Raw genomic sequence first — 16498 nt, forward strand, 5'->3', positions numbered from 1 at the left:
GTGATCGTATTTCACTTGTAGCGTAGCTACAGGCTATTAAATTCAATAATGTTGGGGCTTATTTAATATACTCTAAAGCGTTTTTAAAATCTGAACGGGACTAAAACTTCGGCCTCCGAAAATTAAATTAAGTAATTTAAATTGAAAGTCAAATTTGTTCGTACTTTTATGTCCGGATTCTTGACATAGGAGCCAATTGAAACAAGATTCGGCAACCACCTTTAAGACGACCGAAACTGGTGTTAAAGGCGATACAATCGACTATCGTTTCATGGTTACTGCTGGCGATGATAATAGTACCGATATTAAGAATATTGTCATCGATAACATTGTGATGGATCCAGCCGGCACGAAGAAGATTACGGTTAAGAATGTTTCATTGTCGAAAACACAATTATTAATTGTGAACTACAAGATGAAGATTACAGCGGATATGGATGGCGACGTGAAGAACGATGGGCTGTTAACAGCTGATAGTTTCACGGATCAGACCAACACCGTTGCCGCTGATAAAGGGAAATTTAATACAACTGTTTTAACCCTTAAAAAGATATCCAATAAGGCAAAGATTAGCCAAAGTATTAATCTTAAAGATAATGTAGCGAATACAAATTCAGGATGGATTGGGCCGGATGAACCGGCGCCTAATAATAAACCTGCGGAAGCAACTGTTAACCCTGGGGATACAGTTACGTACAAGTTTTCGATTAAATTTCCAACGACCGATCCGAAGAATAACGCTGATCTATTGAATAGTGCGTTACAAGATATTGCGATGAATGTACCGGATGATTTAGAGCTAGCGAATGTTGTAGGTACGACTCATAAGATTCAAATTAGCTATCGGACGGGTACTGAAGGTCAAGTTTCTGAGTATAACGATACTATTAATTCGATTAAGGATATTAAAAACCTTGACCTTAAGAGTCCACTTTCTAAGAATGTGACAGAGGCTCTTGTTTACTACGGCGCTAACATCATGCCGGATGCTAAAACACAAGACGTTACCAACGCTGCGAACTTCTACGCATCAAACTTAACGGGTGATTTAAAAGATACGACTGTTGCTAATTATCAAAACAAGACAAAAGCGAACCAATCAATTTTACACATTGTCCGTAAAGATAAGGTGACAATCAGTCAACAATTGAAACAAGATAAAGCAGCTGAAACAGCTTTTGGTCCAAAAGCATCTGGTACTAAAGGCGACACAATTGATTATCGTTTCAAGGTTACTGCTGATAAAGACAACAATGCTGATGTTAAGGATATCGTCATTGATAACATTGTGATGGATCCAGCCGGCAAGTTGGACTACCTAACAGGCATTACCGCAACAGCGGGTGGAACAGCCGTCCCTACTGCTAATGTCACTATGAGTGATGGCAGAACAGCGGGCACGAAGAAGATTACGCTTAAGAATGTCGCATTGAAGAAATCACAAGTATTAATGGTGAACTACAAGATGAAGGTTACAGCGGATATGGATGGCGACGTAAACAACGATGGGCTTTTGACAGCTAACGGGTTTACAGATCAGACCAACACCGCTGCCGCTGATAAAGGCAAGTTTAATACAACCACATTGACATTGAAGAAACAAAAGAACACGGCAACCATTCAACAATTTATTAGAAATCCAGCAACGGCTATTTCGGGACAAGCATGGTTTGGTCCTGGATATGGGGATGGTAAGGCCGAAACAACGGCTGTACCTGGTGATGAGATTATGTATCGTTTTGATATTACGTTACCAACTGATAGTACATCAGGGAAGTATACCAATGATGAGGCTTTAACAAATGCTGCTATCCAAGATATTACGATGAATGTGCCGGATGATTTGGAATTAGTATCACTTGATGGTTATCCAGATAAACAGATTCAAATCAGTTATGGCTCAACAATGGTTCGTTCTACGGTATCAGGCACTTTAGCAAGTCTTAAGGCGATTGCCATGAAGACACCACTCGATACAGATAAGAAAGTAATGGTCCAATATCGAGTATTGGTTAAGGATAATGCTAAGACACAAGATATTACGAATGATGCTAACTTCTACGCTGACAACTTAACCGGTGATTTAACGGATAAGACGGTTGCTAATTATCAACATAAGACAAAAGCTAACCAATCGAAGTTGAAGATCCGGAATAAGAAAGAAGTTAAACTTGAACAAACGCTTAAGAATACAACGACGGAAGATACATCGACGTCAACAGATCCTAAATATCCTGATAAGGATGGTTATCGTGTAGAAACAACTGCCGGTAAAGGGGATGTCATCGATTATCGTTACAAGGTAACAGCAGCAGCTGACAATACGGGGAACATTACCAACATGAAGGTTAATACGATTACGATGAAGAAGTCCGATAAACTTTCATTTAGTGATCCGGATACCGGTAATGACTATCCGTTAGTTGTTAAAATCAGCAAGGCTGATGGGACGAATGAAACGACAGATGCAAATGCTAAATTTAGTGCTGATCATCAGACGATTACACTTTCGCAACCATTGAAGCCGGGATATATGGCAACTATCAGTTATAAGATGCAAGTGACTGCAAGTGTCGATGATAATACATTGGCAGCGGATAAAGTGGTGACAAATGATGCTAAATTAACAGCAGACGAATTAACAGAAACTAAAACGACGTCAACTGGGACTGAAAATGTATTAATTGCTGGGAATACAATGAACTTCAATCAAACAATATTGAATTTGAAGAAGAATATCGGCGAAATCATTATCCGTTACGTTGATTTAGAAGATAACGATTTAAGTCAGCCAACTTATATTGCCACTGAAGTTGATGAAAAAGGGACTTCAGGCACCAAGTTGTCGACTGTTAACTCAGAACGAGTAGCACCTAAGGTTATCGATGGGTATACAATCCATGCAGTAACGGAAAGTACTGATTTAACGAACGCTAACTGGTCTAAAGCGTACAAGGATGATCCTGTCTTTACGGATAAGGTTCGAACGATTACGTATGGCTATTACAAGCGGATGCTTTCAGTTGAAGCACCAAGTTATTGGGATTTTGGTACCCATAATCGGACACAAACAGATAGTACCTACTATCTAGAAGATCGTAAGACACCACAAGCCGTTAAAGTAACTGATCACTACGGTGTTGATTCATGGCAATTACAAGTTGCACAAGAAAAACCGTTTACGGACGATCGTAAACAAGTCTTGAAAGATGCAGAACTACAATTTAAAAATGGGACTGTTATTGCGGATGTGGGTAACACAACGCCAAATCAAGCAATGTCTTCGGTTGATAGCTTTAGTTTAAAATCCGGCTTAGAATCTGGCTATACGGTCAAGAATTTAATGACCTATACCAAGGTTGGACTTTTCCAGAATGATGACCCTGATAAGGATCAAAGTGATGAAAACAATCTTTACAGCGATGATCAAGGTAAGGGGAGTTGGTACTATCAATTTGGTGATAAGAAGAATGCTGATATCAGCATTGGCTTACATGTCCCAGCGACAACTAAACGGGATAATACAACCTATACAACGACTTTAGATTGGACATTAACGGTTGCACCATAGGAGGAATCAAATCGTGTTTAGAAAACGATTATTAAGAAATATAATTTTAGGATTGGCCATAGGCGTGATGGGCGGTTTTGCGCTGTCACAACAAGTTCAGGCCGACTCTACAACTGAAAAAGCAGATTTTGAAATCCAGCCAATTATGCCGGAAGGTCAAGTGGACACGAGCTTAAATTACTTTGATGTTAAGTACAAACCCGGAACGACGCATACCATTAAGATGCGTGTTCAAAACTTTACGGATAAGAAAATCACAATTAGAAGTGAATTTCAAAATGGGATGACTCAAATGGGTGGCGATATGAAATTTCAATCGTCTACTAAAGGGTTAGATCCGAGTGCTAAAATCCCGTTAACAACAATTGGGGCTGTGCGTAAATCAGATCGCGTGCTTCACTTAGGACCACAAGAAACAACTGTTATTCAAGCAACGATTAAGATGCCGGAAGATAACTTTAACGGTCTGATTTCTGGCGGTTGGCATTTTATCGAATATCGTGATAATAAAACCGATGAACAAACGATTTCGAGTAATTACGCCTATATGATTAGTGTCGTCTTGCGAGGGTCACATTATAAGGTTTATCCAGAACTGAAATATGATTCGACAAAACCTATTTTGTATAATAATCGACCTGCGATGGGGGTTAAACTTCGTAATACACAACCTATGATTTTGAAAAATGTTCATTTCAAAGCCGTTGTATCGAAGAAGGGCCTTTTCTCTGATAAGCGCTTTTACGAAAAAGAAGGCTCAAGTATTGCACCTAATTCATCTGTGACACTTCCAATTTCTTGGGAGTATAACAACATGAAGGCAGGCACCTACCAAGTCTCGGTAAAAGTTACTGGTGAAAACCTTTGGAATAAATTACCAATGTCTTGGACGTTTAAGAAAACCTTTAAAGTTTCAAAAGCGGCTGCGGCTGATTTAAATAAACGTTCAATTCAACGTCCAACTAATAAATGGTTGTACGTCTTGGCAGCTAACGGTGTTCTATTGTTAGTTGCAGCATATGGTCTCTATAAAGTTATTAGAATCGGGTAATGTGATGCGGAAATATTGTCGATATGTATTAGTAATGATCACGCTGATTGGCGTGATAATGACGCTAGGGATTGGGACTGCTCAAGCAGCTAAGAAAAAGAGCTTGATCAAGCTCCCGGCTGCTAATAAGGCGACATTTATGATAATGCCGGAGTTACCAAAAGATAATATCGGCGGTAAGCAATTGGGTTATTTTAACTTACATGTGAAACCTAATCAGACGAAGACGGTGCGCATCAAAGTCTATAATCCAACTGAGCATACGATTAATATCTACGGTCAGACGAAGGACGCCTCGACAAATGATAATGCGTCAGTTGATTATCTGGGGTCTCATCCGGTTGATAAAAAACTTTTGAAACAACCGGGAAGCCAGTTAGTAACCGTTCCTAAGAAGACGAGCTTACCAGCTGGTGCCACTAAGCGGATTGTCATCAAAATTAAAACGAATGACAGCTTTAAGGGGACTAAAGCAACAGCGATTAATTTAAGCGCTAATCAATTTAATCAAACATCAGCAGTTAAAAATGCTTACCGCTACGCGATAGGGTTAATTTTAAATGGTCAATCTGTGAAGAAAAACGATTATCGTTATTTACAATCACCGTCAATCAAAACGCGCTTCACTAAAGCGAAGAAGGCTGCGATTAATATTAAACTCAATAATCCTGATCCGATGTACCTCGAAAAAGCGAAGATTAAAGTTAAATTGCAGAATCAAAAATGGCAATTTATCCAATACACAACAACTGTCAAAAATGGCAAGATTGCACCAAATACGAGTTTCTATGTTGATCTATTGCTTGGGGGAAAACGGTTGGTGCCAGGGACATATAGTATGACCTTGACAACGCAAAATAATCAGTATGCTAAAACGCTGCATAAAGATGTTTTGATTACGGCTTCGCAAGCCAAATATATTAACAGTTTAAATGCGGCCTATCTTAGAAATCGTAATTGGATTCTAGGTGGGGTAGCGATTACTTTAGTGATAATCGGTGGTATTTTCTTCAGAGTGCACCGAGTTAGAAAACGAAAGAGGGATCTCCATGCAAAGAATGGTAAATAAATTTGGTTATAAAAAGACGAAATGGGGCATGATTGCGCTAGTAACGATACTATCAATCACGCTCATTGCAACTGGCATCATGGCGGCTCTTGTTTACCATAGCTACAACGTCTATACAACGATTACAATGTAGTTGTTGGACGGGTTTTAAACGTACTACACTAAAAAATGGTTATAAACACTGAATATTATATTAGTGATATAATAAAAATGAGATTCATGCTCTAAAAATTCTAGGGAGGAATTTCTCATGAAATTCACAAAATTAACAAGCTCAGTATTAGCTGGCGCAACATTACTTTCACTTATGGCACCAACTGCATCATTTGCTGGAACATCACAACTAGGTTCACAAGATGCTCATTCAAATGACAATGGTGGCACAAAATTACCACAAACTGACAAAACAGTTGCTGGGATTTCATTTGGCGATAACAGCGACAATGGTAACACTGGTTACTTACGTCTTCAAATGGTACTTCACACATTAGATTTTGGTAATCATAAAATTCTAGATGACTCAAAATTAGACTTTACTGCTGATGGTAAGAATACATCATTACCAACAAATAACCTTAAAGCAAGTTATGAAGGCGGCAAGACTAACGAAACAGCTGTTTTAAACACAAATGATCCAGAATTAAAGAAGGGCCATGTTGATGGTACTGCTTGGGCAACAGTTGTTGATAAACAAGTAACACGTAAAGATTCTAACAGCAACAAGTCTAACAACACAACTGATCCAACAAGTGATTTCTGGGAAGGAACAACTTCAAAAGCTGGTTTATGGAAATTATCAGTTAAATCAGTAGATGCTTTAACAGCTATGGATAATGCTGATCCTTCAAAACCAACTACTGAAACAATTACTGGTGCTAAATTATCATTTGACAATACACAATACGGTCAAACTCAACAAGTAGCTGAATTAACAAAAGATACACAAGATGCTACTTACACAGCTGATGTTGCAGCACTTGCTACACAACCAACAGTTGCACCAGTTGCAACTGCTAACATCAATAAGAGTTTCTCAACACCATTAGCTGTTGGCGGTACAGATATTACAGTTGCCGAAGCTAATGATGGCGAAGGCCAAGGTGCTAACGTCTTTGGTTGGACACCAGAAAACATCAAGTTAACAATGCCTGCAGGTGCAGAAGTTACAAATGCTATCTACAAAGCTAACTTAACATGGACATTAAGCTCAACAGTTGCATAAAAAAACTTTAATCCAATCTGAAACAGATTAGACTAAAGCTCATAAGTAAAGATATTCGTAAAAGTGGTCGGTAGTTTGCCTTCGAAAACTAACTGCCGGTCGCTTTTGCATACATAGCTATGATAACACAGAAGCAGGTATTAAATGAAGGTGCCTAGGCTTAGGGGGAACATAAAATGGCGGAGCAACACGAAATTTTAAGTATCAGTGAGTGGTATCTGGACGCACAACAAAAAATTAATCGGTTAAATAAAGCGAGCGAAGAATATGGGTTAACCTATGATCAATTCCTCGTTTTGGAACAAATCATCGAGCTTGGGAATAACCGACCTGGGTAAATCGCTAAGAAATTTAACACATCACCCCCAGCTGCTTCACGTAAGTTGAATGCTTTGCAAAATAAGCATTACATTATGAAGGCGCACAATGTAGATGATGATCAACGAACGGTGCAACTAGAAGTGACCAGAGAAGGTAGAGAGAAGTACGCTGCCTTACGGGATGTGTTATATCAGATTAGCTAATTATTTAAAAAAAGGACTGGGGTAAGATGACTTTTATCGCAGTCTTTTTTGCTACCTATTAATTGGTGTTTATTTTGATAGGAGGGTTGCTACTTTTCAGAAAATTGACTAGAATAGATATAATGATTTTGTGAAGTAAGAGGAGAAACAATGACACAACGCTATCGAGTAACGGTCGCCTATGATGGGACTGATTTTGCCGGCTTTCAAGTTCAGCCTAAGCAACGCACAGTTCAAGGCACCTTGGAAAAAGCTTTAACCAAGATGAGTAAGGGCACCTATATTCAAGTTTACGGTTCCGGCCGAACAGACTCTGGCGTCCACGCTATGGGCCAAGTTGTGCATTTTGACTATCCATCTGAGCTCCCCGCTAAAAGCATGCTACGGGCCTTAAATAGCCTTTTACCGTTAGATATGGAAGTGGTTGATAGCCAATTGGCAGATGATGATTTTCATGCGCGCTTTTCAACGGTCGGCAAGCGCTACATGTATCGCGTAGACCTTGGTCACTATACTAATCCGTTTAAACGGCGTTATACGGGTCACTATCCTTATCCAATCGATGTTGAACGGATTAAGGCGGCATTACCCGACGTGATGGGGACGCATGACTATACGAGTTTTGCGGCCGCTGGAGGGGTCATCAAGGATAAGGTCAGAACAATCTATGAAGCAACCGTTGTATACAACGAAGCTGAAAACGAACTTATTTTTGAATTCCATGGCAATGGCTTTTTATATAATATGGTCCGCATCTTAGTGGCCACTTTATTGGAAATCGGTAACGGTCGCCGCGACGTACATGACTTTTTACGATTGTATGAAGTGAAGGATCGGCAACAGGCGCGCTCAACCGCGCCAGCAAGCGGTTTGTATTTAAAAGAAGTTTATTATAAATAGACTGGAAATATATGAGATTCGATTGACTTAATCAATAAATTACGGTATTATAGTATCTGGTATTGTTTGCCCCACGATAGGCCCCGGAAACTTATTGAGTGTCAAACAAACACAGAATATTGGAGGAATAAATCGTGCGTACAACTTACATGGCTAAACCAGGCGAAGTAGAACGTAAATGGTATGTGATCGATGCAACAGATATTGCATTAGGTCGTCTATCAACTGTAGTCGCTTCTATCTTACGCGGTAAAAATAAACCAACATTTACACCTAACGTTGATACAGGTGATAACATCATCGTCATCAACGCTGAAAAAATTAAATTAACAGGTCGCAAAGCAACCGACAAGTTATATCATCACCATAGTAATCATCCTGGTGGTTTGAAAACTCGTACTGCTGGCGAAATTCGTGAAAACAACCCAGAACGTTTAATTGAAATGTCAGTTAAAGGGATGTTACCTAAGAACTCATTGGGTCACAACCAATTCTTGAAGTTACACGTTTACGCTGGTGGCGAACACAAACACCAAGCACAAAATCCAGAAGTCTTAGACATTACGGACATTATTTAAGGAGGAAACTATAGTGGCTCAAGTAACTTATAACGGTACAGGCCGTCGTAAAAACTCAGTAGCTCGTGTACGTTTAGTACCAGGTACTGGTAAAATCACTATCAACAACAAAGACGTTGTTGATTACGTTCCATTTGCTAACTTGATTTTAGATATGAAACAACCTTTAACAATTACTGAAACAACAGATAGCTATGATATCTTGGTAAACGTTAATGGTGGTGGATTCTCAGGCCAAGCTGGTGCAATCCGTCACGGTATTTCACGTGCCCTATTGACAGTTGACCCTGACTTCCGTCCAGCTCTTAAGAGTGCTGGCATGTTAACACGTGACCCTCGTATGAAGGAACGTAAGAAACCAGGTCTTAAGAAAGCTCGTAAAGCATCACAATTCTCAAAACGTTAATATCAATCCGATATTATTCGGTTTTGCAAAACACCCCACAACTTATGGTTGTGGGGTGTTTTTTTGAAGGTGTTATTTTCTGGAAAAATACGAGAATTGATTACCTAACGTTTGATACTTTAAAAAAAATAAGAAAATAATGTTTTTACTTTAAGGATGTCGTATAATAATATAAATAACTTAATTGGGGGATTGTAAATGGATCAGTTTAAATTAGACAGCACCATTAATAAAGTAATAGTTGATGGCACTTTAAAAGGTTACTTACACTATCTTGAAGAACGCAAAGAAAAAAAGAATCAATGAATGTGAGTGGCGCTTATGCATGGACAAAAGGAAATCATATCGATGATCAAATTTCTAAAATTGGAAAGGACATCGATGTGCAGTTTAAAATAGAAAAAGCTGGGTACACTTGGGAGTATTTGCAGTTTACAGTTAAACAGAATGCTGAAGACTATATGCTTATTGTAAAGAATGCTAGACGAGTTGTTAAGTCTTTTAGTAGAAATATGCATAAACCTAACGAGGATAACTATTTAGTTGGTTTGGCAAAAGATATAAATACGCCAATTTTTAAGAATAGAACTCGGAATTTTGTTGATAAGCCTGAACAAATTCAGCTGGAATTAAATGCTCCAGCAGAGGTCAACGCTGTAATAGAAGGGACTCAATTGTCTGTAGAGCATAATTACTCACGTTTTTATATTGTGACTTATGAAATTGATGATCAGACTAAGCTTATTAATTCTGTCCAATTAACGATGCCAAACGCACAAACAATGAATTTAGAATTAATTGAAGATTTGAGCTATTTAATTCAAGAAAGTGAGTACGAAGTTTCTCCTGAAGATGTTGAACCAATTATAAATGAGAAGGTTTCTAACCAGACGACTTTCTCAGGAACTGCGAATGCATTCGGATACTCTGTTCCCGAAGAAGAAGCAGAAGAGAATTCTGGGAATTAATTTTCAACCAATAAGCAAGGATGTGATTATCATGTTTTTCGGAGAGAAGTTACAGAGTGTTAGAGAATTAAATGGTCTCTCCAGAAAGGAACTTGCTGACAAATTAGGGTTAAGTGAACAAGCAATTTGGCAGTATGAAAACCAATACACCGTACCGAAATTTGAAGTAACTAATGAACTGAAAAAAATATTTAATGTAAAATCTCAGTTTTTCTATACCGCACCATTTACGACTAATGTTTCTACAGTTGATAGTATTGCATATCGAGCTGACGATCGAGATGCTCGAAAAAAGACAAAAATGGAAACGATGTTTATCGACTATACTAGTTATTTCTTAGATATATTTGAAGGTAAACTTAATTTACCGACAACGACTATTCGGTCGTTAAGATCTGAATCAATACAAATTAATAACACGTTCATGGTAAAAAATGATCGTGTTTCGATTTTAGAGAGTGTTGCTGAGAATGCTAGAGAGAAGCTAGATTTACAAGATAATTCAGAGCTTCTTTACAAACTTGAACTTTCAGGAATCTATATTTTAGAAAAAAATATGGGTTCTAGTATTGATGCGTATAGTACCTGGACCAATGCAGATCAACCATTCATTATTCTTGGAAGCAAGAAAAAATCAGCGGTTAGAAGAAATTTTGATTTGGCCCACGAATTAGGACATCTATTAATCCATTACAAGATTGATATGGATAGCTTAACTAAAGATGAGCATAAAGTAATTGAAAGAGAAGCAAATATTTTTGCCTCGTGTTTTCTTTTGCCTAAGGATGAATTCTTAAAAGATTTTTCAATAATTCAAAAAAAGTCAAATCCGGACTCATATTTAGATTTAAAAATGAAATATATGGTTTCAATAGGTGCGCTAGAATATCACGCTTACAAATTAGGCTTGCTTACCTTTGAAGAGAATCGTTATTTTTATGCAACGTTAAATCGAAAAGGATATAGAAAAAATGAACCTTTAGATGAAGATATCGCGATTATTAGACCGGGAAAGATACGTTCATTATTAGATATTATTTTTAGGAATCATCTTTGGTCGCTAACGGATATTTTAAATAAGTATTACATCGATCGTTCATTTCTTGATTCACTGTTTGGACTTGAGAATACCTTTCTAGAGAGGTATGGAGAGGAACCGATAAGAGAATATTTTGATAACTCAAATATTGTTACTTTATTCTCTGGTGAAAAGTAAGTTGGTTGGTACATCAATATATTATTATATTTGCTACAATAAAGAAAACCTCTGGTATTGGCGTTTAGCCCAATATCAGAGGTTTTCTTTTATTAGTTTTGATAATGCTAGTAAAAGTATGCTAGATAATGCTTCTATTTTGAAGTCGATGTACTTATTAAAATAAATCAGCGTTGAAATCGGTTCCTAATTGGTGGATAATCAATTGCATAGACAATTATGAGGGGAATAGTTGTGAAGCGTAAAGTATGGATTGTCGTGATTTTAATCATCGCGGTCATTGGTGGCGTTTGGGGTTATACGCGGTACCAAGATCAGCAAAAAGAAGTGCAAATCACGACGCAATTAGATAATATTCAAAAGGACGTTAAGACGTTTAATGAGGCGCAAGGGGATGCACAGAAATTAACAGTCCTGAAAAAAATGGTGACGGCAGCTGACCGCTACCATCAAAAAGATAACCATAGTAGCAAGGTTAATCAGGCCTATCATGTCGCGATTACGATGGGCCAAGGCGTCTTTAAAAATCAAAACCAGCAGGTATTAAAGGCTAATACACTATCCAAGGCTGTTAGTACTGAGACTGTTACGAGCAAAAACGACCGCCTACAAGCCTTATTGGCTGACGTTAATCAGCAGTGGTCAACCGTGTATACGACACAAGGGTTGAAAAAAATGACGCAACAAATCAAAACGACGATTAAAGCAAATAAGGAATATGTTAAAGAAGAAGCTGTTCAGGAAACAGTATCATCAACATCATCAGAAACGGCAACCAAAGCTTTGCCTAAGCAAGCCCAAGCCATGAATTACGAAGAGGTTAAAACCGGTAACTATGCGAGTCTGAATGGCACTTGGCAAAATGGTGAGGGTCGAAAGATTGTCATTAGGGATCAAACGATGCAATTTTCGGATATCTTAGACCATAAAGGAACCGCAACGGTAATCGGACAGGAAATTGATATTCCGGGATTAGATGGCCAAGATGGTAGACCGCAAGATGTGCCATATTTAGGTGGCACAACGACTAAAGCCTACGAACAACAATTAAAATCAGGGGAAAAAGATGGCGTCTTTACTTTAGGGAGTACAATTCCAAGTGCAGTCCTAACGATTTCATTCTTACCTAAAGGCACGATGGGTGATTTAACCGATGGCGACGTTAACCAAGATAAAATCATTTCGGTTGGCACGCAAGATAGTGCTACTCTTGTTGATGTAGCAGCTGTTTACTACAAAGTTAATTAGCACCATAAAAAAGACCGTTCAAGTTTTTAAACTTGAACGGTCTTTTTTTGATGACCATCGCTTAACTTTGCACATAGACGTCAGTCAATGACATATTGCTGGTCCAGATGACAATCACGTTTTTCGAATTGGTGGTATTGACGGCTTCGAGGCCGTATTCGGTGCTAGTACCAACCGGATAGAAGGTGACAGACCAATTAATGGCAACTGAATCCGCTAATAGGGCGGCTAGGTGGCCATTAGTCGTTTTAAAATTGACTGGATGCAAACCTGCATTGTCTTTTAAGCCAGCTTTGCTGAGCGTTATACTGTCTGATGTGAGTTGATTGTTGGTAATCGCTAAAGGTTTGGCATTATCGATTGTCATCTCGCGACCTTTAGCTTGGCGACTACTTAACTGCCATTGACCGGCGATATTACTGTAATCGCCCGCTTGGATCTGAGTGAGATTCATGCCAGTTTGCTTTGCCGGTGTTTGTGATGTTGTTGAATCACTTTTGGCGACACGCGACGTTGTGCTGTGTGAGGCCGATTTTGGATGACTAGTTGAAGCAACCTTAGCGTTCTTATTGTGACTAGTTTGTGGGGCTTTTATTTGAGCTTGCCCACAGGCGGCTAACGTTAATATGGCTATGACACTCAAAATGACGGTTAAATGCTTCTGCATATTTCTAATACTCCCCCGAGTTAGATAATAACATGGTGATTATTTTTAATGCATGTTCTCCGATACCGATAATATGTTTGACAGTATCGTGTTGAATTGTGTTCAATTAAGAGATAGACCCCGTTGTAACATATTCTTTGTCATCTATTTCACGGTAACATGCTGGTGAGTGAATCAGATCGTTTGTCTTTATAATCATACATTCCTCCCAAGAATTTTACGATATTTTAAAGTCTGTTAAGCTAGTTGACGATAAGTTAGCTATATTACTAGCATAACAGTCACTTTATGCTGTTAATAGTATCAATTAACCTCGAAGGTGTCAATGTAGCATGCACTTAATACATATAATACTCGTATATCGTTTTGCTACGCTAAACGGAGGGTTTAATTTTATGACAATTAATTTTTTTGGTGAGAGGTTGAAGGCGGTCCGTAAAGCAAAGCGGTTGACTCAACTAGAACTTTCAAAACGACTGGGGGTCAGTAAGGGAACCGTTTCTGCCTATGAGCAAGGGCTATCATACCCATCCTTAGAAACGCTGGTCAGTATTTGTAGTATTCTTGATACGTCAGCGGACTACTTATTGAATATTTCTGATGATTTACCTTTTAAAATGGGTGGTTTAACGGACGAGCAAACTGAAAGTATTTTGAGAGTTGTCTCGTTGATTGAAAAAGCCAATGAAACCTTGAATGATTTAAATAAGAAGTAAGTCGCTATTATTCAAGAAAACACCTCGTAACGGGCAGTTGTGGGGTGTTTTTTTAATTGCTCAAAAAGTCAGCCTTCCGCTCGATAGACGAAGTACGGTTCGATATTATATAATCAGCTTAAAGTAGCAGTGTCAGTTAATGAGATAAGGAGCGTGGCGTGATGAAAAAGTTATTTGATAAGCGGCAAGTGAATCAGGATGATAATCCAGAGTTCGATTCATTCTTTACGGAAGTTTTGCAAAAGTTACCACGACAATCAGCGGCGATTATTGCCAAGTCCTTCAACCAGTCTAAAGCATTGGCGGAGAAGACGATGGCCAAGAGCCGGACGCAGTTTGATAGCGTCTTTGCCGACTTCTTAGTGGGTGTTGACGATCAAAAACGGCAACAAGCCCATAATATTATTCATGCAGCCTCGTTAACAGCGGCGATTATTGGTTGTTCACCAATTCCATTTTCAGATGCTTTCTTATTAGTACCTGTCCAATTGACAATGATGGCCCGCTTGCATAAATTATTCGGCCAATCTTGGTCGGCGAGTCTTGGTAAAAGTTTGTCGAAGGAATTAGTTTTAGTTGGGTTAGGTCGCAGTGCTGTCGGGAATATCTTGAAGCTTGTGCCAGTTGTCGGGACAGTCACTGGGGCAGCAGTTAACGCAACGGTTGCGATGTCGATCACCGAAGCACTGGGTTGGTTGACGGTTAAAATGCTCAACGATGGCGAGGATATTTTTAACGACATGCTGTCCTTTAAAAATCAGTTCAAAACGTTGTTTGGGTTGCTACAAAGAAAGTAATGTCTTTCAATTGACAGTCATCACCGTTAATGATTTAATAAACCCACATCACTAGTTTCGGGAGGCTTTTTAAAATGGTAAAAGTATTAATCGTGTATACCAACATCACGCGGTATCAAGGCACAACTGATCCCACGGGTTTATGGTTGGGTGAGTCGGCAGAATTTGTCGCGGAGATGCAAAAGGCGGGCATCGACTATGACTTTGTCAGTCCTCAAGGTGGCTTTGTGCCGCTTGATCCACGGGGGATGAAGTATACCGATGAAGCGATTTTGGAGATTTATGAACAACCAGATTACGTTCAACGCGGCTTAGTTGCCACATTGAAGCCTAGCGACGTTAATCCGGCTGATTGATTATGCAGCGATTTACTATACAGGGGGCCACGGTGTGATGTGGGACTTCCCAGATAATGCCGAAATCCAAGCGATTGCGCGGGCAATTTATCAACAAGGTGGCTACCTGTCTTCAGTCTGTCACGGTATTGCAGGACTCTTGCAATTAAAAGATACAAAAGGTCAGTTTGTGATTGCCGGTAAAAAAGTGACCGGTTTTACAACAGCCGAAGAAGTGTTGGCAGGTAAGAAGAACGTCGTACCATTTTTAAATGAAGAAGTGGCCGCTCAAAATGGCGCCGAATTCACTAAAAAGCGGGCGTATAAGTCATTCGCTGTCCAAGACGGTCAATTAGTAACCGGCCAAAATCCGTTCTCAGTCCGAGCAGTCACTGACTTATTAATTCCCGCAATTCAAAAATAATGGGTGCCGTAGTGGTGCAAATTATGTTAAGCTGATAGGAACAGAATAGTTGGGAGTATGAAAATGGATCAAAAGCAAAAAGAAAAAATGCAAGCCTTAATCGATCAAAAAAAGGGTGGCGGTAAGTCAAAACAAACTGACGTCGCTAAGAATGATCGGACAAAGATGCGTAAAGGCCCAAAGATTTTTACAGAAATTCACTGGTAATCGACTTGTCGATTACTATTTTTTTGTCGAAAAATTGAAAACCGTCGCCATATGTCGGAGCCGTTTTTTATAATAAAAATTAATGAAATGATGGGGGTACGATAATGGAAATGGGAGCTTGGGCCGATTGGGTTAATGTTGCAGCCACAGCAGTATTAGCAATAATTGCAGGTGTATGGGGATTTTGGTCGTATCGAAAGCAAAGAGATCCGGAAATGAAATTTGTTTTAACGAATTATTATAAAGACGAAGCCGGAATGCCAAAGGATTATCAGATTTTAGCGTTAAATAATAGTACTAGTAACTACGTTGTTCTGAAAAATGAAGTACCTGGTGCAACTGGGTTATATAAATCGATGTATTGTAAGAGTCCGTTTTATGCGGACGCAGTCATTAAACCGCAGGAAAACGTGTCACTATGTCACTTAGACAAAAGGTTATGGAAGGGGTTGAAAGTTTATGAGGCACCAAGCAATTATTTTGAGCAATTGATTATTAAAAGGCAAATTCTATAATTAATCCGAACAGAAATTAAAAAGCCCAAAGCAATCACTTACAATGGTAGTAGCTAATTCCAACCAATATAGGGAGTGATTACT

17 protein-coding genes and 1 pseudogene are annotated in these 16498 nt (G+C 38.9%); 17 read left to right on the top strand and 1 reads right to left on the bottom strand.

Translation table 11 applies throughout. The features are described 5' to 3' along the window. Positions 1-196: 196 nt before the first annotated feature. The 12 genes from NDN60_RS09180 to NDN60_RS09235 all read left to right on the top strand — a co-directional run bounded on the left by NDN60_RS09180 (position 197) and on the right by NDN60_RS09235 (position 12753). Positions 197-3571, top strand: a complete 3375-nt coding sequence (locus tag NDN60_RS09180) for a WxL domain-containing protein (RefSeq protein WP_099947764.1) — start codon at positions 197-199, stop codon at positions 3569-3571. Positions 3572-3584: 13 nt separating this feature from the next. After that, positions 3585-4622, top strand: a complete 1038-nt coding sequence (locus NDN60_RS09185; protein WP_099947763.1) for a DUF916 and DUF3324 domain-containing protein — start codon at positions 3585-3587, stop codon at positions 4620-4622. Between the two features lie 4 nt (positions 4623-4626). Then, complete coding sequence (locus NDN60_RS09190; protein ID WP_172952583.1) at positions 4627-5691, top strand: DUF916 domain-containing protein; 1065 nt, start codon at positions 4627-4629, stop codon at positions 5689-5691. Further along, the gene (locus NDN60_RS09195) at positions 5672-5824 is read left to right on the top strand and encodes a hypothetical protein (protein ID WP_011375417.1); all 153 of its coding nucleotides are present in this window, start codon (positions 5672-5674) and stop codon (positions 5822-5824) included. Before NDN60_RS09190 ends, NDN60_RS09195 begins: the two co-directional genes overlap by 20 nt. A 117-nt stretch (positions 5825-5941) precedes the next feature. Continuing rightward, positions 5942-6913, top strand: a complete 972-nt coding sequence (locus NDN60_RS09200; protein WP_099947761.1) for a WxL domain-containing protein — start codon at positions 5942-5944, stop codon at positions 6911-6913. A 176-nt stretch (positions 6914-7089) separates the two neighbouring features. Further along, positions 7090-7251 (top strand): hypothetical protein, encoded by a 162-nt coding sequence (locus tag NDN60_RS09205; protein ID WP_231953173.1) that lies wholly within the window; start codon positions 7090-7092, stop codon positions 7249-7251. A 336-nt stretch (positions 7252-7587) separates the two neighbouring features. Continuing rightward, positions 7588-8337 carry a tRNA pseudouridine(38-40) synthase TruA gene (truA, locus tag NDN60_RS09210; RefSeq protein WP_056947388.1) on the top strand — a complete coding sequence of 250 codons (750 nt, stop codon included), beginning with the start codon at positions 7588-7590 and terminating at the stop codon, positions 8335-8337. Positions 8338-8471: 134 nt separating this feature from the next. Beyond that, entirely contained in the window at positions 8472-8915 is a 444-nt protein-coding gene (rplM, locus tag NDN60_RS09215) for a 50S ribosomal protein L13 (RefSeq protein WP_011375413.1), read from the top strand. A 13-nt stretch (positions 8916-8928) separates the two neighbouring features. After that, positions 8929-9321 (top strand): 30S ribosomal protein S9, encoded by a 393-nt coding sequence (rpsI, locus tag NDN60_RS09220; RefSeq protein WP_011375412.1) that lies wholly within the window; start codon positions 8929-8931, stop codon positions 9319-9321. A gap of 308 nt (positions 9322-9629) precedes the next feature. Next, positions 9630-10289: a spr1630 family ClpXP-sensitive toxin gene (locus tag NDN60_RS09225; RefSeq protein WP_231953047.1), complete on the top strand. Its 660-nt coding sequence runs from the start codon at positions 9630-9632 to the stop codon at positions 10287-10289. Positions 10290-10320: 31 nt separating this feature from the next. Then, positions 10321-11505: a spr1629 family repressor/antitoxin gene (locus NDN60_RS09230; RefSeq protein WP_056947385.1), complete on the top strand. Its 1185-nt coding sequence runs from the start codon at positions 10321-10323 to the stop codon at positions 11503-11505. Positions 11506-11739: 234 nt separating this feature from the next. Beyond that, the gene (locus NDN60_RS09235) at positions 11740-12753 is read left to right on the top strand and encodes a DUF6287 domain-containing protein (RefSeq protein ID WP_056947384.1); all 1014 of its coding nucleotides are present in this window, start codon (positions 11740-11742) and stop codon (positions 12751-12753) included. A 61-nt stretch (positions 12754-12814) separates the two neighbouring features. On the opposite strand, the gene NDN60_RS09240 is transcribed toward NDN60_RS09235, so the two are convergent. Beyond that, positions 12815-13420 carry a DUF6287 domain-containing protein gene (locus tag NDN60_RS09240; RefSeq protein WP_056947478.1) on the bottom strand — a complete coding sequence of 202 codons (606 nt, stop codon included), beginning with the start codon at positions 13418-13420 and terminating at the stop codon, positions 12815-12817. Positions 13421-13815: 395 nt separating this feature from the next. Here NDN60_RS09240 and NDN60_RS09245 point away from each other — a divergent pair, with 395 nt between their 5' ends. From NDN60_RS09245 to NDN60_RS09265, 5 genes and pseudogenes are all read left to right on the top strand, one after another. Continuing rightward, positions 13816-14136 (top strand): helix-turn-helix domain-containing protein, encoded by a 321-nt coding sequence (locus NDN60_RS09245; RefSeq protein WP_056947480.1) that lies wholly within the window; start codon positions 13816-13818, stop codon positions 14134-14136. A 161-nt stretch (positions 14137-14297) separates the two neighbouring features. After that, a complete protein-coding gene (locus NDN60_RS09250) occupies positions 14298-14933 on the top strand; it encodes a YcjF family protein (protein WP_025015983.1) in 636 nt (211 codons plus the stop codon). Between the two features lie 74 nt (positions 14934-15007). After that, a pseudogene (locus NDN60_RS09255) lies at positions 15008-15692 on the top strand (type 1 glutamine amidotransferase domain-containing protein). A gap of 63 nt (positions 15693-15755) precedes the next feature. Further along, positions 15756-15899: a hypothetical protein gene (locus tag NDN60_RS09260; RefSeq protein ID WP_011375404.1), complete on the top strand. Its 144-nt coding sequence runs from the start codon at positions 15756-15758 to the stop codon at positions 15897-15899. 104 nt (positions 15900-16003) lie between these two features. After that, positions 16004-16414, top strand: coding sequence for a hypothetical protein (locus tag NDN60_RS09265; RefSeq protein WP_099947760.1), 411 nt, complete (start codon positions 16004-16006; stop codon positions 16412-16414). Positions 16415-16498: the final 84 nt, after the last annotated feature.

This window comes from Latilactobacillus sp., from assembly GCF_033176295.1.
GTDB lineage: Bacteria > Bacillota > Bacilli > Lactobacillales > Lactobacillaceae > Latilactobacillus > Latilactobacillus sakei.